This is a genomic window from Mesorhizobium metallidurans STM 2683 (genome assembly GCF_000350085.1).
Classification (GTDB): Bacteria; Pseudomonadota; Alphaproteobacteria; order Rhizobiales; family Rhizobiaceae; genus Mesorhizobium; species Mesorhizobium metallidurans.
This window is the reverse complement of the sequence record NZ_CAUM01000134.1, coordinates 48,056-64,991: the sequence shown is the minus strand read 5'-3', so window position 1 is coordinate 64,991 and position 16,936 is coordinate 48,056. Positions and strand designations below refer to the sequence as shown.

The window sequence follows — 16,936 nt, the reverse complement described above, 5'->3', positions numbered from 1 at the left end:
ACTAACTTCAGAGGGTAAAAACATGAAAAGACTTGTTATTCCTGTACTGGCCGGCGCGATGTCGCTGGCCGCTTTCCAGGCGATGGCGGCCGACAAGGTGACGCTGCAGCTGAAATGGGTGACGCAGGCCCAGTTCGCCGGCTATTATGTCGCCAAGGCCAAGGGCTTCTACGATGCCGAGGGTCTCGACGTCGACATCAAGCCCGGCGGTCCCGATATCGCGCCGGAGCAGGTGATCGCCGGCGGCGGCGCCGACGTCATCGTCGACTGGATGGGCGGCGCGCTGGCCGCCCGCGAAAAGGGCGTGCCGCTGGTCAACATCGCCCAGCCGTTCAAGAAGGCCGGCATGGAGCTGGTCTGCCCGAAGGACGGTCCGATCAAGACCGAAGCGGACTTCAAGGGCCGTACGCTCGGCGTCTGGTTCTTCGGCAACGAATATCCGTTCTACGCCTGGATGAACAAGCTCGGCCTGAAGACCGAGGGCGGCCCGGACGGCGTCACCGTGCTGAAGCAGAGTTTTGACGTGCAGCCGCTGATCCAGAAGCAGGCGGATTGCATCTCGGTGATGACCTACAACGAATACTGGCAGCTCATCGATGCCGGCTACAAGCCGGAGGAACTGACCGTGTTCAACTATTCGGCCATGGGCAACGACTTGCTCGAGGACGGGCTTTATGCCTCCGAGGACAAGCTCAAGGATCCGGCCTTCGAGGACAAGATGGTGCGCTTCGTGCGTGCTTCGATGAAGGGCTGGAAGTATGCGGTCGACAATTCGGACGAGGCGGCCGGCATCGTCATGGACAATGGCGGTCAGGATGAGAACCACCAGAAGCGCATGATGGGCGAAGTCGCCAAGCTGATCGACAATGCCGACGGCAAGCTCGATCCGACGACCTACGAGCGCACCGCCAAGGCGCTGCTCGACCAGAAGATCATCACCAAGGTGCCGACCGGCGCCTACACGACCGCCATCACCGACAAGGCGATCAAATAGGGGCGATCAAATAGGGACGATCAAATAGGGACGATTCAAATAGGACCGATCAACAAGCTTTGGGGTCAGCAATTCGAAAAGGGGGCGGGCGACCGCCCCTTTTTGCTGCGACGTAAAATAGGCGTTACCCCAAGGAAACATCCGTTTCGTGCAGGCGTTATGGCGGTAGTATCCAGCTTGGCGGATGCTACCGGACAATGGAGATTTCCATGCGCATGCAATCCTTTTCGCCGATGCTTTCGGCGCTGGCCCTCTCGGCTTCCATCCTGTGTGCTTCACCGGCCCTGGCCGACATGGTGAAGATGAAGGCCACGCTCGATGGCGCTCAGCAGAGCCCGCCTGTCACCACGAAAGGCGAGGGTTCGGCCGCGCTCGTCTTCGACACCGCCACGAAGCGGCTCAGCTGGGCGGTAAAATATGCCGGCCTCAGCGGGCCGGCGACGGCCGAACATATTCACGGCCCGGCGGCAAAGGGTGAGAATGCCAACGTTGTCATCCCGTTCAAGGGGGCCCCGAAAAGCCCGTTCAAAGGTTCAGCGGAACTGACGGACGCGCAGGCAGCCGACCTGATGGCCGGCAAATATTACATCAACATCCACACCGCCGCTAACAAGGACGGCGAGATCCGCGGACAGATCGAGAAGGCCGAATAGCAACAAACAGGGCAACCGTCTTGTTTGTCAGGTTTTGTCGCGAATCTGGGTCATCGTGCGGGTCGGCGTGATGGCCTCTGGGTCGAGCTTGATCTCGACGATCGACGGCTTGCCGCTGGCTCGCGCACGCTCGAAGGCGGGCGCGAAATCCGCCGTCTTGTCGACCGTCTCGCCATGGCCGCCATAGGCGCGGGCCAAGGCGGCAAAGTCGGGATTTTTCAAATCGGTGGCGACGACGCGGCCGGGATACTCCCGCTCCTGATGCATGCGGATGGTGCCGTAAATGCCGTTGTTGACGACGATGACGACGATCGGGAGATTGTATTGCACGGCGGTGGCGAATTCCTGACCGTTCATCAGGAAGCAGCCGTCGCCGGCAAAGGCGATCACATCGCGATCGGGGAACAGCTCCTTGGCGGCGACCGCCGCCGGCGTGCCATAGCCCATCGAGCCGGAGGTCGGTGCCGCCTGCGTGGCAAAGCGGCGGGAACGGTGGAAGCGGTGAACCCAGGTGGCGTAATTGCCGGCGCCATTGGTGAGGATGGCGTCGTCGGGCAGCACCGTTTCGAGATAGTTCATGATCGGCCCCATCTGTACCGGACCCGGGCCGGTTTCCGGTGGTGTCGACCAGTCGAGATAGGCTGCGTGCAGGCGCCTGGTTTCGTCGGCCCAGTTCGGCGCCGCCGGTCCTTTTCTCCTGGCGAAGGACCGCACGAAGGCGGAAGGCGAGGCGTTGATCGCCAGCGTCGGCCGGTAGACGCGGCCGAGTTCGCCGGCGTCGGCGTGGACATGGACCAGCGTCTGGTCGGGATAGGGGCTCTTGAGCAGCGTGTAGTCGGAGGACGGCATTTCGCCCATGCGGCCACCGATCAGCAGCACCAGATCGGCGTTTTTGATCGCCGTGGCGAGCTTCGGGTTGATGCCGATGCCGACATCGCCGGCGTAGTTCGGGTGCAGGTGATCAAACAGCATCTGGCGGCGGAAGGAGCAGCCGACCGGCAGCGACCAGGCCTCGGCGATGCGCTGCATTTCCTGAACGGCATTGGCATCCCAACGCGTGCCGCCCAGAATTGCCACGGGCCGTTTCGCGGCATTGAGCAGCGCCTCGAGCCGGTCGAGCTCGGCTTCACCGGGAGAGGTTTCGACGCGCGTGTAGTGCTGGGCTGCAGGCGCCTCGGCCAGGCTGGTCAGCATGTCTTCGGGCAGCGAGACCACCACCGGGCCGGGCCGGCCGGATGTCGCCACCGCAAAGGCGCGGGTGACAAATTCGGGAATGCGCGACGCATCGTCGATTTCGACCACCCATTTGGCGATTTCGCCAAAGAACCTGACGTAATCCACTTCCTGGAAAGCCTCGCGCTGCTTGGCGTGGCTGGCGACCTGGCCGATGAACAGGATGACGGGAACCGAATCCTGCATGGCGATGTGAATGCCGGCCGAGGCGTTGGTGGCGCCGGGGCCGCGGGTGACGAAGCAGATGCCGGGCTTGCCGGTCAGGCGGCCATGGCAGTCGGCCATCATTGCCGCACCGCCCTCCTGGCGGCAGACGATGGTGCGGATCGGCGAATCGTGCAGCGCATCGAGCACCGCCAGATAGGATTCTCCAGGCACGCAATAGATGCGGTCGGTGCCATTGGCTTCGAGCGCATCGACGATCAATTGTCCGCCGGTCTTCATTTTCCTGATCTCTCCAGCTCGGCAAGAATTTCTTCGGTGTGTTCGCCCAGACGCGGCGAGGGCCGCTCATAGACGAGCGGCGTGCCCGACATGACCATCGGCGCGCGCACCGAAGGCAGAAGATTGCCGTGGCCGTCGTCGAGGTCGAGCCGCATGCCGCGCGCAATCGTCTGCGGATCGGCAAACATCTGGCCGATATTGTTGATCGGGCTCGCCGGCACGCCTGCTGCTTCCAGTTTGGCCAGCAACGGATCGCGATCGAACGCCTTCAGCGTGTCGATCATGCGCTCGCGCAGCTTCACCCGGTTGGCGACGCGAGCGGGATTGGTGGCGAAATCGGGGTTCGCCGGCAGTTCATCGAGACCGACAGTGGCGCAGAGTTTGGCGAATTGTCCGTCATTGCCGACGGCCAGGATGATGTGGCCATCCCTGACCGGCAGCACCTCATAGGGCGCGATGTTCATATGCGCATTGCCCATCTGCACCGGCGATTTTCCCGAGACCAGATAATTGAGGTTCTGGTTACCGAGCGCCGAGATCTGGCTGTCAAACAGCGCCATGTCGATGTGCTGGCCTTCGCCGGTCTTCTCGGCATGGCGAAGGGCGGCCTGGATGGCGATTACCGAATAAAGGCCGGTGAAGATATCGGAGATGGCGACGCCGGCCTTTTGCGGTTCGCGCCCGGCCTCGCCGGTGATCGACATCATGCCGGCCATGCCCTGGATGATAAAATCGTAGCCGGCGCGTGGCGCATAGGGTCCGTCCTGGCCGAAGCCGGTGATCGAACAATAGATCAGGCGCGGGTTTATTTCGCGCAGACTGTCATGGTCGAGCCCGTATTTCCTGAGGCCGCCGAGCTTGAAATTCTCGATCAGCACATCCGATGTCGCGACCAGCCGGCGTATCGTCTCGGCGCCTTCCGGCGTCGAGAAGTCGACTGATATGGAGCGCTTGCCGCGATTGCAGGAATGGTAATAGGCGGCCGAGAGGTTCTCGCCGTCATGGCTCATGACGAAGGGCGGCCCCCACTTGCGGGTGTCGTCGCCGCCGTCGGGGCTCTCGACCTTGATGACGTCGGCGCCGAGATCGGCCAGCAATTGCCCGGCCCACGGCCCGGCCAGGATGCGGGCGAGTTCGATGACGCGCACGCCTTTCAGTGGAGGCTCAGTCATGGATCACCACAGATTGATCGAAAGCGCAGCCTCTATCAATCCCGCGTGCCGCTGTCACGGTCCTTGCGATGGGCCAACCCATCAGGCTTTCAGCGTGCCGCCAGCCCATGTGGCGAAATCGTTCATGATGATATCCCGGTTCACCTCGTTCAGGCTTTCGTGGCGGGTCTCGGCGTAAACTTTTGAAACGAGATTCGAAAAGCCCATCCTGTGCATGCGTCCGGCAAGGTGACTGACCGCCTTGCCGCCGTCGGTAGCCGGATCCTTTTCGCCGCCGACCAGAAGGATCGGCAGCGTCTTGCGGATATCGGAAAAATTGGCATCGACGGCGCCGTGGAAGATGAAGCCGAACACGTCGCGCCACATCGAAACCGAGGCGTCCCAGCCGCAGAGCGGATCGGCGACATATTTGTCGACTTCGGCCGCGTCGCGCGACAGCCAGTCGAACGGTGTGCGGCGGTCGGGCACGGCCTTGCCCCAGGCCTGGAAGGTCAGCCTCGGCAGCAGGCGCGACGGCACGTCGGAGCCCAGCCGGAATTTTTCCCAGGCAAGAATGGCCAGGGCGGCATGGCCGGCGAGCCCGGTGGAAAAATTGGCGTTCCAGATGGCGGCGGCGTGCAGCCGGTTCGAAAGAGAAAGCATGAAATTCAGTGCCACGAGGCCGCCCATGGAATGGCCGAAGAGGATGACCGGAAGACCGGGATGTTCGCTGGCGATCAGATCGTGCACGGCCGCGACATCGGCGATAACCTTGGCGCCGCCATCTGTTTGAGCGAACCTGCCGAGGGGGGCATCGGGCGCCCTGGTCGCACCATGGCCGCGATGGTCATGGGCGTAGACGTGGAAGCCGCGCTCGCCCAGAAAGGTGGCGAAGCGGACATAGCGCGCGGCGTGCTCGGCCAGGCCGTGATTGATCTGGACCACGGCGCGCGGGCGGCCCTCGGCGCGTTTCACATAGAGGTTGAGCTCGGCCCCGGTCGGCGAACGCAGCATGCGCTGTTGGCTGAATGACATTTCTCGCTTCGTTCCCGCCGCGTTTTCCACGCCTTTAAAGCGTTGTGTGCCGGCGCCTATCCTGCGTCAATCCGACAGCGGCGTTTTCCGCACCGTTCTTGCTTCGCAGTATCGCAATTCTGACATGGAGAATCCTGATATCGGGAAGAGGGCGGCAGTCTGCTGTCGCAGTATTTTCAGATCGGGGAACTCTTATGCGGACAGGTCTTGCTTTCGGATTGGCGCTTTTGGCCGTGTCACTGACGGGTGCCGCGCGCGCCGAGGTGAAGCTGAGCGGCACTTTCGTGGCCGATGCCGCCTGTCCGGCCACACAGGCCATCAAGAGCGGCAAGAACCCCGGCGATATCTCGACCGGTGCCGGACAGAGCTACGACCTGCTGGCCGGCAACAAGGATGCGCCGACGCATTATCTGATCCGCGTGCCGGGCGCCGATCCGGAGCGCCGCTGGGTGAAGGTCAGTTGCGGCCATGTTTCGGGCGGCAGCGCGTCAACCGTGCCGGCAGCGCCGGCGCCGGCCGATCAGAACAAGCCTTCAGCGCCGGCCTCTGGAAAACCCGAATATGTCTTCGCGTTGAGCTGGCAGCCGGCGTTTTGCGAGACCAAGTCCGGCAAGACCGAGTGCAAGGCGCAGACGGCGGCAGGCTTTGACGCGACGCATTTCACCCTGCATGGATTGTGGCCGCAGCCGAACGGGAATTTCTACTGCCAGGTGGCAGCGGCCGACAAGGCCAACGATAATCCGGCCCATTGGCAGGATCTGCCGCCGGTCGAGCTCGAGGCGAATACGCGCTCGGAACTCGACCAGGTGATGCCGGGCACCGCATCGGACCTGGAAAGGCATGAGTGGATCAAGCACGGCACCTGCTACGGCAAGAGCCAACAGGACTATTTCTCCGATGCGCTGAAGCTGATGCGCGCGGTGAATGCTTCGCCGGTGCGCGATCTGTTCGCTAAGAACGTCGGCAAGCAGCTGACGTCCAATCAGATTCGTACCGCCTTCGACAGCGCCTTTGGCGCGGGGGCAGGCGCGCGGGTCCGCGTCTCCTGCCTGGTCGATCCGTCGGACGGCAGGCGGCTGATCGGTGAGCTGACGCTTGGCCTGACCGGCCCGATCGGTCCGAACAGTACGCTTGGCGACCTGATGCAGGCTGCCGCACCGACGAACAATGCCGGTTGTCCGAAGGGCGTCATCGATTCCGTAGGGTTCCAATAACAGGCAAACCGGACGCTATGCGCCGGCGCCGCGCCCTGACCTGGTCCACGCCTTGAGGCTGTCGGCCTCATGGCCGCCCGGTTCGCCGATGGTGCGGTCGCGCCCGGTCGATTTGGCCTTGTAGAGACGCTGGTCGGCCAGCGCAAAAAGGTCGGCGAGGCAGCGGGTCGTCTCGCTGACGGTGGAGATGCCGGCGCTGACGGTGATGTCGAACCGGCTGGCGCCCGCGGATGCCTTGACCGCATGGCGGATGCTTTCGCCAAGCAGCCTGGCGAGCGGATGCGGACGTGAACACAGGATGGCGAATTCCTCGCCGCCGATCCGGAACACCTGGTCCTCGGGGCTGGCGATCCCGCCGAGCAGGGCAGCGATGGATTTCAGCACCTTGTCGCCTTCGGCGTGGCCGAAGCGGTCGTTGATCGATTTGAAATGGTCGACATCGATGATCAGGAGGCTGAGCGGCTTTGCCGTCCGCAGGCTGGCGGCAACGGCGGCTTCGCCGTCGCTGTCGAAACGGCCCCTGTGCAGCAGGCCGGTAAGGCCGTCGCGGCCGACATGCTGGACCAGCGCCTCATAGCGCTCGCGATAGGTCAGCGTGTCGAAAATGTCGGAGAGGCCGCGCGGCGCCGGAATCTGCCGCGCCTCGAACCATCTGAGATAGGCGACAAGCATGGTGGCGTAGGCAAGGGCGGCCGCCATCTTGGCGAACCAGCCGCCGAAGAAAACCGCGACCGGCGCGCCGGTGACGAAATGCAGCGCGGTGAAGAATCCCGCCTGGTCGAATGTCAGCACGCAAGCGACCGAGACCAGAATACGGGTAAACAGCGCCTTGCGGAGGTAACGCCCGAGCTTTTCATAAAGCAGGATGATTAGGATGGCGTCGACGAACAGCAGCGTCGTGCCCCACACCATCAGCCAGCCCATCTGGTCGATGAAGCCGACGTCGGGAAGCTTGCCGCTGGGAAGCGGCGAAATCGCGTGCATGCGCAGGATCAGCACAAGGCCGATCATCAGGGCATTGCCGAGCAACAGACCATAGATCGGCTGACGGACGGTCGCCGCGTCCTCCTTGATGTAGAGCAGGAGAAGCATCACCAGCTTGCCGGAGAACAGCACTGCCGAACCCGGCGAAACCATGCCGAAGGGCAGCGCGACGTAGAACACGCTGGCGAGATAGGTTTCCAGAAAATGCATGACGCCGAGCGCGCAGACGAACACGCCGAGGCCGATGCGGTGCCTGAACCGGAAAAGCGTGGTCATGGCGCCGAAATAAAGCGCCGCTTCGGCAAGGAGCAGGAAACTGTTCAGCAATGCCTTCGACCCGATCCCTCTGCGGAAATCGCGGCTCGCCGACGATTTCCCCACCCGACTCCGTTTTGACGCGGAATGGTTAACCAGTACTTGCGCGGGGCTGTGCGACGAACCGAAAACGTCGCCCCTTCGATGAATGCTTGCGGGCCGAGCGCTGGATTGACGCGCCAAAACCGTTTGCCGTTCGGCGCCGCATCGCCTACATAGCGCGCAACTCAATCCGACATTCCAGTCGACTTTTCAGGGAAAGCGCGCGTGGCACGCCAGTTCATCTATCACATGGCCGGCCTCAACAAGGCCTATGGCACCAAGAAGGTGCTCGAGAACATCCATCTGTCCTTCTACCCCGACGCCAAGATCGGCATCCTCGGCCCCAACGGCGCCGGCAAGTCGACGATCCTCAAGATCATGGCCGGCATCGACAAGGACTGGAATGGCGAGGCGTGGCTGGCCGAGGGTGCCACCGTCGGCTACCTGGCGCAGGAGCCGGCGCTCGACCCGAAGAAGACCGTGTTCGAAAACGTCATGGAAGGCGTTGCCGCCAAGACCGCCATCATCGAGCGCTACAACGAATTGATGATGAACTATTCCGATGAGACGGCCGACGAGTCGGCCAAGCTGCAGGACGAGATGGACCGGCTCAACCTGTGGGACCTCGAACAGCAGGTCGAGATGGCCATGGAGGCGCTGGGCTGCCCACCCAAGGATGCCGAGGTGACCAAGCTGTCGGGCGGCGAGCGCCGCCGCGTCGCGCTCTGCCAGCTTCTGCTGCGCCAGCCCGATCTTCTGCTGCTCGACGAGCCGACCAACCACCTCGACGCCGAAACCACGGCGTGGCTGGAAAAGCATCTGCGCGCCTATCCGGGCGCGGTGATGATCATCACCCACGACCGCTACTTCCTCGACAATGTCACCGGCTGGATTCTCGAACTCGACCGCGGCCGCGGCATCCCCTATGAGGGCAACTACACCAAATATCTCGAAGCCAAGGCCAAGCGCCTCAAGCAGGAGGGCCGCGAGGACGACGCCCGCCAGCGCGCGATCGGCCGCGAGCGCGAGTGGATCCAGTCCAGCCCGAAGGCAAGGCAGACCAAGTCGAAGGCCCGTATCCAGGCGTTCCAGGATCTGCTGGACGCGGCAGACAAGCGGCGTCCGACAGACACCCAGATCGTCATTCCGCATGGCGAGCGGCTCGGCAATGTGGTGATCGAGGTCGACGGGTTGTCGAAGGGCTTTGGCGATACGCTGCTGATCGAGGGCCTGGAATTCAAGCTGCCGCCCGGCGGCATCGTCGGCGTCATCGGCCCGAACGGCGCCGGCAAGACGACGCTGTTTCGCATGATCACCGGCCAGGAGAAGCCGGATGCCGGCACGGTCCGCGTCGGCGAGACGGTGAAGCTCGGCTATGTCGATCAGAGCCGCGACGCACTCGATCCGTCAAAGACCGTTTGGGAAGAGATTTCGGGCGGCGCCGAAGTGGTCAAGCTCGGCAAGTTCGAGGCAAATACGCGCGCCTACTGCGCGTCGTTCAACTTCCGTGGCGGCGACCAGCAACAGAAGGTCGGCAATCTGTCCGGCGGCCAGCGCAACCGCGTGCACCTGGCCAAGATGCTGAAGACCGGCGGCAATGTGCTGCTGCTCGACGAACCGACCAACGATCTTGACACGGAAACGCTTGCCGCACTCGAAGACGCGCTGGAAAACTTCGGCGGCTGTGCGGTCATCATCTCGCACGATCGCATGTTCCTCGACCGTCTGGCGACGCACATCCTCGCCTTCGAGGGCGACAGCCATGTCGAATGGTTCGAAGGCAATTTCGAGGATTACGAGCAGGACAAGATCCGTAGGCTCGGGCCGGAAGCGGTCAATCCGCACAGGATGACGTACAAGCGACTGACGCGGTAGGAACGGATTGGTTGCAAGCGTTCCAGGCTGCTCGTACAATCACCGGAAGGAGATAAACATGCTGAATGTGGAGCTTCCTGTCGCGCTGGAAAAACGTCTTGAGATCGTGGCAAGGAAAACAGGCCGGACAAAACACGACGTAGTCGTTGAGGCCATTGTCGAGCAAATCCAGGACTTGGAGGACGGACTAATTGCTCTCGAACGCCTTAACGATAGCGAAGGTGAATGGCTTTCTCTGGACCAAGTTAAGGAACGACTGGGATTGGACGATGCAAGCGACCGCAGTGACGGTTGATCGTGTGGACAATTCGTGTCGAGAAGCGTGCGCTGAAGGATATCTCCAGATTGCAAAGGTCCGATCAGCGTCGGATTTTGGATTTCCTGGAGAACAGGCTCGCCCAGCGCGATAATCCGCGTGAACTCGGCGAAGCGCTAACAGGACCGCTGGCAGGTCTCTGGAAATATCGTGTGGGCTCATTCCGGATTCTGACAAGAATCGACGATAGCGCCATCGCAATTTGGGTGGTTCAAGTGGGCGACCGTCGCGAGGTTTATCGATGAATACGGCCGCAAGAGAAAAGCCCGACTGGTCCGCCGCCCAATATCTGAAATTCGAGGATGAGCGCACGCGGCCGGCGCGTGATCTCGTCGCGCAGGTGCCGGTGGATTTCCCGCGCCGGGTCGTCGACATCGGCTGCGGGCCGGGCAATTCGACCGAGCTTCTGGTCGAGCGCTGGCCTGATGCCGAGGTCAGCGGTTTCGACACCTCGCCCGATATGATCGAGAAGGCGAGGGCGCGGCTGCCCGGCGTCACCTTCGCGCTGGCGGATGCGGCGGCGTGGCAGCCTGAAAAGCCGGTCGACGTCATCTTCGCCAATGCGGTGTTCCAGTGGCTGCCAGAGCATCCGGCGATCTTCCTGCGGTTGATGGGCTTCCTGGCGCCCGGCGGCGCGCTTGCCGTGCAGATGCCCGACAACATGGCCGAGGATTCGCACCGGCTGATGCGCGAGACGGCGGCGGATGCGCCGTTCAAGAAAAAGCTCGAGAGGGCGGCACGCGCACCGCTGCCGCCGGTCTCGTTCTATTACGATCTCCTGTCGCCATTTTCCGACCGGCTCGACATCTGGCATATCATCTACAATCATCCGCTGGCCGATGCCGAAGCTATCGTCGAATGGGTGAAGTCGACCGGGCTGAAGCCGTTCCTCGATCCGCTGGAAGAGGATGAGCGGCAGCTTTTCCTGCGGCGCTACACAGCCGGGATTGCCGAGGCTTATCCGAAGACGGCGAACGGCAAGGTGCTGCTGCGCTTTCCACGCCTCTTCATCGTTGCCAAGCGGGCTGCTTAGAAACTTTTATCCACGCCGACAGGGCAGTGCGCTGCAGCGCTTGACCCGGTTTCTCCACCATGCGCATTTCAGCGGCGCGAGGTTCTTTGGCCGTGACGAGGCCTATGGGGTGGTGATGACACTGAAGAAGATGGTTTTGGGCGTCAGCGTTTGCATGGCTGCCATACTTACCTTCTCGATGGCGGCGGAGGCCAAGCGGGCGCGCTGCTTCACCACCGACGACGGCTATTTCTCCTGCAACTACCGGGCTCTGGACAGCGACGGCACCTTCCGCATATCGGCGCCGGGATATCCCGCCTACGTCCTGGAGGTCGACGGACCGGGCTTTGCCTATGGCTATGTCAATCTCGGGCGCCGCAATGTGCCGCTGCCAGGGCAGTTCGTGCGCAGCCGCGACGATGGCGCGTGCTGGAACAATCCGCAGACCAACACCAAGCTCTGCGCCTGGTAGCGGCCGCCCGGACACTCGATTTAAGCCGGCGTAAACCGACCGGGGACGAAAACTGTTGCGCCGAGCCTTCGCGGCGCCCAAATGAAAGCCGCAAAGCCTGCGCACGGGGACGGACCGGAAATGCATCGCGTCATCATCAGCGGCCTCGGCGTTGAAATCCCCGAGCCTTCGATCACCAATGAAGAATTGGTCGCAAGCTTCAATAGCTGGGTCGATACCGAAAATGTGCGTCGGCAGGCTTCCGGCGAGGCGCCGCTGGCGAAATCGGACAGCGCCTTCATCGTCCATGCCTCGGGCGTGCAGACCCGCCATGTGATCGAGCGGGAAGGCATTCTCGACCCGACCCGCATGGCGCCGCGCATTCCGGCGCGGCCGGACGACGCGCTGTCGCTGCAGGCCGAGTTCGGCATCGCGTCGGCGAGGAAGGCGCTCGACCATGCCGACCTGAAGCCATCCGACATCGACCTGGTGATCTGCTCGTCCTCGCATCAGCAAAGGCCATATCCGGCCATCGCCATTGAAATGCAGCAGGCGCTCGGCACCAAGGGAGCTGGCTTCGACATGGGGCTCGGCTGCTCGTCGGCGGCGGCGGCATTGCACATGGCGGTCAATCTGGTGCGCTCGGGCGCGCACAAGCGCGTCTTGGTGACGACGCCCGAGATCATCACCGGGCATCTGAATTTCCGCGACCGGCAGACGCATTTCATCTTCGGAGATGCTTCGGTGGCGATGGTCGTCGAGGGGCTTGCCCGGGGCGAGAAGCGGCCGGGCCGCTTCGAGGTGCTCGACACCCGGATCTGGACGCAGATGTCCAACAACATCCGCACCAATCTCGGTTACCACACGCGCACCGCTCAGGACGATCCCTACATGATCAACCTCGAAGGCAATCTGATCAAGCAGGTCGGCAACAAGGTGTTCAAGGAAGTCACCGTCGCCGGCCACAAGTTCATCGTCGAATTCCTAGCCGAGCACGGGCTGACGCCGGAAGCGATCCGCCGCTTCTGGCTGCACCAGGCCAATGCGCGCATGAATGCCATGATCCTGAAATTGTCGTTCGGCCATGAGGTCGGCCATGACCGTGCGCCGATGGTGCTGGAACGGCTGGGCAACACCGCCGGCGCCGGCGCCATCGTCGCGCTGTCGGAGAACCACGCCGACATGAAGCCCGGCGACTACGGCCTGCTGTGTGCCTTCGGCGCCGGCTATTCGATCGGCGGCGCCTTGTTGCGGATGCTATAACTGTTGGGTGCGAACGGCACCAGCATCGGAACGCGGCTGGCATAGTCGTCACAGGCGGCGCCCAATTCACCGCGCAGGAACTCTTCCTCCAGTCTGGTCTTGATGCCGATGCCAATTAACCCGGTTGATTGGATCATCAGTGCTTTCGACTGGACCCCGTCCTGCGACATCGGCTAGATCCCAAGGCATGCAACAGACGACAACCACACCGGATCTGTTTCCCGAAGCGGAGACGCCCATCGAAATTATCCCGGCGCGCAAGCTCGCCGCGAAGGTGACGGCGCTTTACGTGGCGCCGTTCGATCACTTCGAGACGCGCGCGGTGGACGAACTGCGGCTCGGGTTCGACGGCATCGACGGTGATTTCCACGCCGGTGCGACACGGCGCTCCGGCGGGCGCGAACCCTGGTATCCGCGCGGCACCGAGATGCGCAACGAGCGGCAATTGTCTGTTGTGGCGGCGGACGAACTGGCGATCGTGGCAGCGCGGATGGGACTGGCGGAAATCAAGCCGGAATGGATCGGCGCCAATCTCCTGATCGAAGGCCTGCCGCATCTCTCCATGCTGCCGTCCGGCACGCTGCTGTTCTTCAGGGGTGGCGTCACCGTCAAGGTCGACGCGCAGAACGGGCCTTGCCGCATCGCCGGTCGATCGGTCGCCGAACATGCAGGGATGGCCGACCAGGAAGCTGGCGCGCTGGCGTTCCCCAAGGCTGCGAAGCGGCTGCGCGGCCTCGTCGCCTGGGTCGAGAAACCAGGCTGCATTGTCGCCGGCGAGGAGATTTCGGTGCGGGTGCCCGAGCAGTGGATTTATCGGGCTTGAGATCCGGATGCCGTGCATGCCCTTGCGGACACGGCAGTTGCAGATGCTTCACCTCACCCGTCATCGTCGTCGTCGAGCAGGCGGGTGGCGCGCCAGCGGGTCAGCACAATGTTGGTCTGTTCGATAACGAAGAAACGCGCCGCGTCGCGGTCATAGCCTTCGGCCAACAGCCTTTCGTAATCGGTGTGGGCGTGGCGGATATGGGCAATGGTCGCCAGCCAGACGGCAATGGTCGGCGGCAAGGTCTTCATATGCACCGCGCCGGCATCGGCGCGGATCCTTTCCATGTCGGCATAAGGGGCCAGCGGCAGAAGCGCGGTCAGCGCCTTGGCGATGGCGCGGCGGCGGCCGGTCGGCGCGCTCATTGTTCGTTTCGTCCGGAGGGTTCGTTCCGCCCGGAGGACTCGTCGCGTCCGGCAATGGTTGCCTCGGCAAAGGCATCGGTCGAGGCGAAATAGGGCTTGATGTCGATGACCGGCGTGCCGTCGAGCACGTCGATGGCGTCGAGATCGATGCGGCCGCTTTCGATATCGACGGCGACGAGCCCGGCGACATGCAGCCCGACCGGGTTCGGCCGGGCAGGGGAGCGCAGCGAAAAAACACCTTTCGGTTCAGCGGCATGGCGCGGTTTCTGGACAATCAGAGTTCGCGGCGCGTGGTGCAGCCAGGACAGGATGACGATGTGGCTGGCGCGCTCCAGCCCGAGCAGGCCGTCGCGGTAGGGCTGGTCGACCATGAGGATCGCCGGCTGGCCGGTTTCCCGCGCCACCCTCATATTCTTCGGACAGGTCTCACGCGTCTGCCACGGCGAGGCGATGCGGCCGATGAAGACGACATGGCCGTCCGGCGGCATATCGGCCGGGTCGGTCTCCAGAAGCTTTTCACCGCCACGCGTCTCGAACATGGTTTTCGCCTCTATCATGTTTCCCGACAATGGTGAGCGAAAACCGGTTCTCCGCTTGGAACCCGGTCCATGCTTAGGATCACGCATGCGCCACTTTTTTGTCCGAAAGCGACATAGTGCTTGCAAGGCGATGAAAATCGACATAAACATATGTTTATATCTTTTTCAAAGAGAATCGCCGATGCATGTCGCGCTCGATACGATGGTGGATACGTTGAAGGCGGCGGCTGAATCCAGCCGGTTGCGCATCCTGGCGCTGCTGTCGCGCGGCGATCTCACCGTTTCCGATCTCACTGAAATCCTCGGCCAGTCGCAGCCGCGTGTGTCGCGCCACCTCAAGCTTTTGCTGGAGGCGGGGCTGATCGGCCGTTACCAGGAGGGCTCATGGGCCTTCTTCCGGCTGTCGGATTCGGATGCGGCGCGCGATTTCGTGCTCAGGCTGGTCTCCGGCATCCGTGGCGCCGACCCGCAGGTCGAGCGCGATCTCGAACGGCTGGCTTCGGTCAAGCGCAAGCGGCAGGACCGCGCCGCCGAATATTTCTCCGAAAACGCCGCAAGCTGGGATCAAATCCGCTCGCTGCATGTGCCGGACCGCGCCGTCGAGACAGCCTTGCTGAAGCTGGTCGGCAAGCGGCCGTTCCAGTCGATGCTCGATCTCGGCACCGGCACCGGGCGGCTGCTCGAAATCTTCTCGCCGCTCTACCGGCGCGGCGTCGGCATCGACATGTCGCGCGAGATGCTGACGGTGGCGCGCGCCAATCTCGACAAGGCCGGCATTTCGAACGCACAGGTGCGGCAGGGCGACATTTTTGCGCCGCCGGTCGAGCGCGACGCCTTCGATCTCGTCACCATCCACCAGGTGCTGCACTATCTCGATGATCCCGCCCGCGCCATTCGCGAGGCGGCAAGGCTGCTGCGCCCGGCCGGCCGGCTGCTGATCGTCGATTTCGCGCCGCACGCACTGGAATTCCTGCGCGACGCGCATGCTCACGTGCGGCTCGGCTTTTCCGACCGGCAGATCGCCGACTGGTTTTCCGAAGCCGGGATCGAGATCGAGGACAGCCAGGAATTCGAACCGCGCGGCGGCAACGAGGCCAGGCTCACGGTGAAACTGTGGCTCGGCCGCGACCGCCGCATGCTGATTGCCGATCCTTCCAACGACCGACAACCGGTCAATGCATATCCAATAGGGGAAACCGCCTGATGAACCAGTTCCGCTTTTCCCGCCGTCCCGACATCGGCGACAAAATCAGGGTCTCGTTCGAGTTCTTCCCGCCGAAGAACGACGAGATGGAAGCAAGGCTGTGGGACACCGTCACCCGGCTGGAGCCGCTCAGGCCGAAATTCGTCTCCGTCACCTATGGCGCCGGCGGCTCGACCCGCGAGCGCACGGCCCGCACGGTCAAGCGCATCCTCAACGAGACGGCACTCACGCCGGCCGCGCACATGACCTGCGTCAACGCCGCGCGTCACGAGGTCGACGCGGTGGTCCAGGAATTCGCCGATATGGGCGTCAAGCGTTTCGTGGCTCTGCGCGGCGACCCGGCCGAGGGCGTCGGCGCGGCCTATCGGCCGCATCCGGACGGCTATGCCAATGGCGCCGAACTGGTCGGGGCGTTGAAGGGGATCGGCGAGTTCGACATCTCGGTCTCCGCCTATCCGGAAAAGCATCCGGAAAGCCCGGACTTCGCCACCGACTTCGACATGCTGAAGCGCAAGGCCGACAATGGCGCGACGCGGGCGATCACCCAGTTCTTCTTCGACAACGATCTGTACGAACGCTATGTCGAGAAGGCGCGGCGGGCCGGCATCTATATCCCCATCGTGCCGGGCATATTGCCGGTGCATAATTTCACCCAGGTCGCCAATTTCTCGTCGCGCTGCGGCGCGCTGGTGCCGGCATGGCTGGCCGAGCGCTTCGACGGGCTGCAGAACGACCCGCAGACGCATGCGCTGGTGGCGTCGGCGGTTGCGGCCGAGCAGGTGCTTGACCTTGTCGAGCGCGGCGTCGGCGATTTCCACTTCTACACCATGAACCGCGCCGACCTGGTCTTTGCCATCTGCCACATGATCGGCATCCGCTCGCATGAGGTGGAGGCGGCGGGCTCAGCGGCGGCATAGATTCTGGCGAAATCCTTGGACACGCAAAAAGGCCGGGTAAAAACCCGGCCTTTTCAATAATTTGGACTATAAGTGCTGGTCTCTCCCCGCTCTGGCGGGTCTACGG

19 protein-coding genes are annotated in these 16,936 nt (G+C 63.0%); 12 read left to right on the top strand and 7 right to left on the bottom strand.

The genetic code is table 11. The features are described from left to right. Positions 1-22 precede the first annotated feature (22 nt). The gene (locus MESS2_RS22235) at positions 23-994 is read left to right on the top strand and encodes an ABC transporter substrate-binding protein (protein ID WP_008876717.1); all 972 of its coding nucleotides are present in this window, start codon (positions 23-25) and stop codon (positions 992-994) included. A 209-nt stretch (positions 995-1,203) separates the two neighbouring features. Continuing rightward, a complete protein-coding gene (locus MESS2_RS22230; RefSeq protein ID WP_008876716.1) occupies positions 1,204-1,647 on the top strand; it encodes a CHRD domain-containing protein in 444 nt (147 codons plus the stop codon). A 27-nt stretch (positions 1,648-1,674) separates the two neighbouring features. Here the strand turns inward: MESS2_RS22230 and MESS2_RS22225 are convergent, their stop codons facing one another. The 3 genes from MESS2_RS22225 to MESS2_RS22215 all read right to left on the bottom strand — a co-directional run bounded on the left by MESS2_RS22225 (position 1,675) and on the right by MESS2_RS22215 (position 5,510). After that, positions 1,675-3,324, bottom strand: coding sequence for a thiamine pyrophosphate-binding protein (locus MESS2_RS22225; RefSeq protein ID WP_008876715.1), 1,650 nt, complete (start codon positions 3,322-3,324; stop codon positions 1,675-1,677). Then, positions 3,321-4,496: a CaiB/BaiF CoA transferase family protein gene (locus MESS2_RS22220; RefSeq protein ID WP_008876714.1), complete on the bottom strand. Its 1,176-nt coding sequence runs from the start codon at positions 4,494-4,496 to the stop codon at positions 3,321-3,323. Before MESS2_RS22220 ends, MESS2_RS22225 begins: the two co-directional genes overlap by 4 nt. Positions 4,497-4,577: 81 nt before the next feature. Further along, positions 4,578-5,510 (bottom strand): alpha/beta fold hydrolase, encoded by a 933-nt coding sequence (locus MESS2_RS22215; protein ID WP_008876713.1) that lies wholly within the window; start codon positions 5,508-5,510, stop codon positions 4,578-4,580. Positions 5,511-5,704: 194 nt separating this feature from the next. Here MESS2_RS22215 and MESS2_RS22210 point away from each other — a divergent pair, with 194 nt between their 5' ends. Next, complete coding sequence (locus tag MESS2_RS22210; protein ID WP_008876712.1) at positions 5,705-6,724, top strand: ribonuclease T2 family protein; 1,020 nt, start codon at positions 5,705-5,707, stop codon at positions 6,722-6,724. 15 nt (positions 6,725-6,739) lie between these two features. Here the strand turns inward: MESS2_RS22210 and MESS2_RS22205 are convergent, their stop codons facing one another. Then, a complete protein-coding gene (locus MESS2_RS22205) occupies positions 6,740-8,035 on the bottom strand; it encodes a GGDEF domain-containing protein (RefSeq protein WP_008876711.1) in 1,296 nt (431 codons plus the stop codon). Between the two features lie 255 nt (positions 8,036-8,290). On the opposite strand from MESS2_RS22205, the gene ettA reads away from it, so the two are divergent. From ettA to MESS2_RS22175, 6 genes are all read left to right on the top strand, one after another. Continuing rightward, positions 8,291-9,940: an energy-dependent translational throttle protein EttA gene (ettA, locus tag MESS2_RS22200; RefSeq protein WP_008876710.1), complete on the top strand. Its 1,650-nt coding sequence runs from the start codon at positions 8,291-8,293 to the stop codon at positions 9,938-9,940. A gap of 58 nt (positions 9,941-9,998) precedes the next feature. Continuing rightward, positions 9,999-10,235: a type II toxin-antitoxin system RelB family antitoxin gene (gene relB / locus MESS2_RS22195; RefSeq protein WP_008876709.1), complete on the top strand. Its 237-nt coding sequence runs from the start codon at positions 9,999-10,001 to the stop codon at positions 10,233-10,235. A 2-nt stretch (positions 10,236-10,237) separates the two neighbouring features. Next, positions 10,238-10,501, top strand: coding sequence for a type II toxin-antitoxin system RelE family toxin (locus MESS2_RS22190; RefSeq protein ID WP_008876707.1), 264 nt, complete (start codon positions 10,238-10,240; stop codon positions 10,499-10,501). Next, positions 10,498-11,289 (top strand): trans-aconitate 2-methyltransferase, encoded by a 792-nt coding sequence (tam, locus tag MESS2_RS22185; RefSeq protein ID WP_008876706.1) that lies wholly within the window; start codon positions 10,498-10,500, stop codon positions 11,287-11,289. Before MESS2_RS22190 ends, tam begins: the two co-directional genes overlap by 4 nt. 40 nt (positions 11,290-11,329) lie before the next feature. After that, positions 11,330-11,740, top strand: a complete 411-nt coding sequence (locus MESS2_RS22180) for a hypothetical protein (RefSeq protein WP_244440045.1) — start codon at positions 11,330-11,332, stop codon at positions 11,738-11,740. Positions 11,741-11,860: 120 nt separating this feature from the next. Then, entirely contained in the window at positions 11,861-12,982 is a 1,122-nt protein-coding gene (locus tag MESS2_RS22175) for a beta-ketoacyl-ACP synthase III (protein WP_008876704.1), read from the top strand. Here MESS2_RS22175 and MESS2_RS22170 read toward each other — a convergent pair. Further along, a complete protein-coding gene (locus tag MESS2_RS22170; protein WP_008876703.1) occupies positions 12,946-13,152 on the bottom strand; it encodes a hypothetical protein in 207 nt (68 codons plus the stop codon). The two genes, MESS2_RS22175 and MESS2_RS22170, sit on opposite strands and share 37 nt — an antisense overlap. Positions 13,153-13,169: 17 nt before the next feature. Between MESS2_RS22170 and MESS2_RS22165 the strand changes: the two genes are divergently transcribed. Continuing rightward, complete coding sequence (locus MESS2_RS22165) at positions 13,170-13,805, top strand: MOSC domain-containing protein (protein WP_008876702.1); 636 nt, start codon at positions 13,170-13,172, stop codon at positions 13,803-13,805. A 53-nt stretch (positions 13,806-13,858) separates the two neighbouring features. Here MESS2_RS22165 and MESS2_RS22160 read toward each other — a convergent pair whose 3' ends face one another. Together MESS2_RS22160 and tsaA are read right to left on the bottom strand one after the other, a co-directional pair. After that, on the bottom strand, positions 13,859-14,170 hold the full coding sequence (locus tag MESS2_RS22160) for a DUF2293 domain-containing protein (RefSeq protein ID WP_008876701.1): 312 nt from the start codon (positions 14,168-14,170) through the stop codon (positions 13,859-13,861). Next, entirely contained in the window at positions 14,167-14,709 is a 543-nt protein-coding gene (gene tsaA / locus MESS2_RS22155; RefSeq protein WP_008876700.1) for a tRNA (N6-threonylcarbamoyladenosine(37)-N6)-methyltransferase TrmO, read from the bottom strand. Before tsaA ends, MESS2_RS22160 begins: the two co-directional genes overlap by 4 nt. Before the next feature lie 181 nt (positions 14,710-14,890). On the opposite strand from tsaA, the gene MESS2_RS22150 reads away from it, so the two are divergent. Beyond that, positions 14,891-15,913: an ArsR/SmtB family transcription factor gene (locus tag MESS2_RS22150; protein WP_008876699.1), complete on the top strand. Its 1,023-nt coding sequence runs from the start codon at positions 14,891-14,893 to the stop codon at positions 15,911-15,913. After that, entirely contained in the window at positions 15,913-16,830 is a 918-nt protein-coding gene (gene metF / locus MESS2_RS22145) for a methylenetetrahydrofolate reductase [NAD(P)H] (protein ID WP_008876698.1), read from the top strand. Before MESS2_RS22150 ends, metF begins: the two co-directional genes overlap by 1 nt. Positions 16,831-16,936: the final 106 nt, after the last annotated feature.

Bases quoted from the DNA above. Each gene is read 5' to 3' on its own strand.
- MESS2_RS22210 (WP_008876712.1), top strand. From the start codon at position 5,705: ATGCGGACAGGTCTTGCTTTCGGATTGGCGCTTTTGGCCGTGTCACTG.
- MESS2_RS22160 (WP_008876701.1), bottom strand. From the start codon at position 14,170: ATGAGCGCGCCGACCGGCCGCCGCCGCGCCATCGCCAAGGCGCTGACC.
- tsaA (WP_008876700.1), bottom strand. From the start codon at position 14,709: ATGTTCGAGACGCGTGGCGGTGAAAAGCTTCTGGAGACCGACCCGGCC.
- MESS2_RS22225 (WP_008876715.1), bottom strand. From the start codon at position 3,324: ATGAAGACCGGCGGACAATTGATCGTCGATGCGCTCGAAGCCAATGGC.
- MESS2_RS22235 (WP_008876717.1), top strand. From the start codon at position 23: ATGAAAAGACTTGTTATTCCTGTACTGGCCGGCGCGATGTCGCTGGCC.
- MESS2_RS22165 (WP_008876702.1), top strand. From the start codon at position 13,170: ATGCAACAGACGACAACCACACCGGATCTGTTTCCCGAAGCGGAGACG.
- metF (WP_008876698.1), top strand. From the start codon at position 15,913: ATGAACCAGTTCCGCTTTTCCCGCCGTCCCGACATCGGCGACAAAATC.
- tam (WP_008876706.1), top strand. From the start codon at position 10,498: ATGAATACGGCCGCAAGAGAAAAGCCCGACTGGTCCGCCGCCCAATAT.
- MESS2_RS22215 (WP_008876713.1), bottom strand. From the start codon at position 5,510: ATGTCATTCAGCCAACAGCGCATGCTGCGTTCGCCGACCGGGGCCGAG.
- relB (WP_008876709.1), top strand. From the start codon at position 9,999: ATGCTGAATGTGGAGCTTCCTGTCGCGCTGGAAAAACGTCTTGAGATC.
- MESS2_RS22175 (WP_008876704.1), top strand. From the start codon at position 11,861: ATGCATCGCGTCATCATCAGCGGCCTCGGCGTTGAAATCCCCGAGCCT.
- MESS2_RS22220 (WP_008876714.1), bottom strand. From the start codon at position 4,496: ATGACTGAGCCTCCACTGAAAGGCGTGCGCGTCATCGAACTCGCCCGC.
- MESS2_RS22230 (WP_008876716.1), top strand. From the start codon at position 1,204: ATGCGCATGCAATCCTTTTCGCCGATGCTTTCGGCGCTGGCCCTCTCG.
- MESS2_RS22170 (WP_008876703.1), bottom strand. From the start codon at position 13,152: ATGTCGCAGGACGGGGTCCAGTCGAAAGCACTGATGATCCAATCAACC.
- MESS2_RS22150 (WP_008876699.1), top strand. From the start codon at position 14,891: ATGCATGTCGCGCTCGATACGATGGTGGATACGTTGAAGGCGGCGGCT.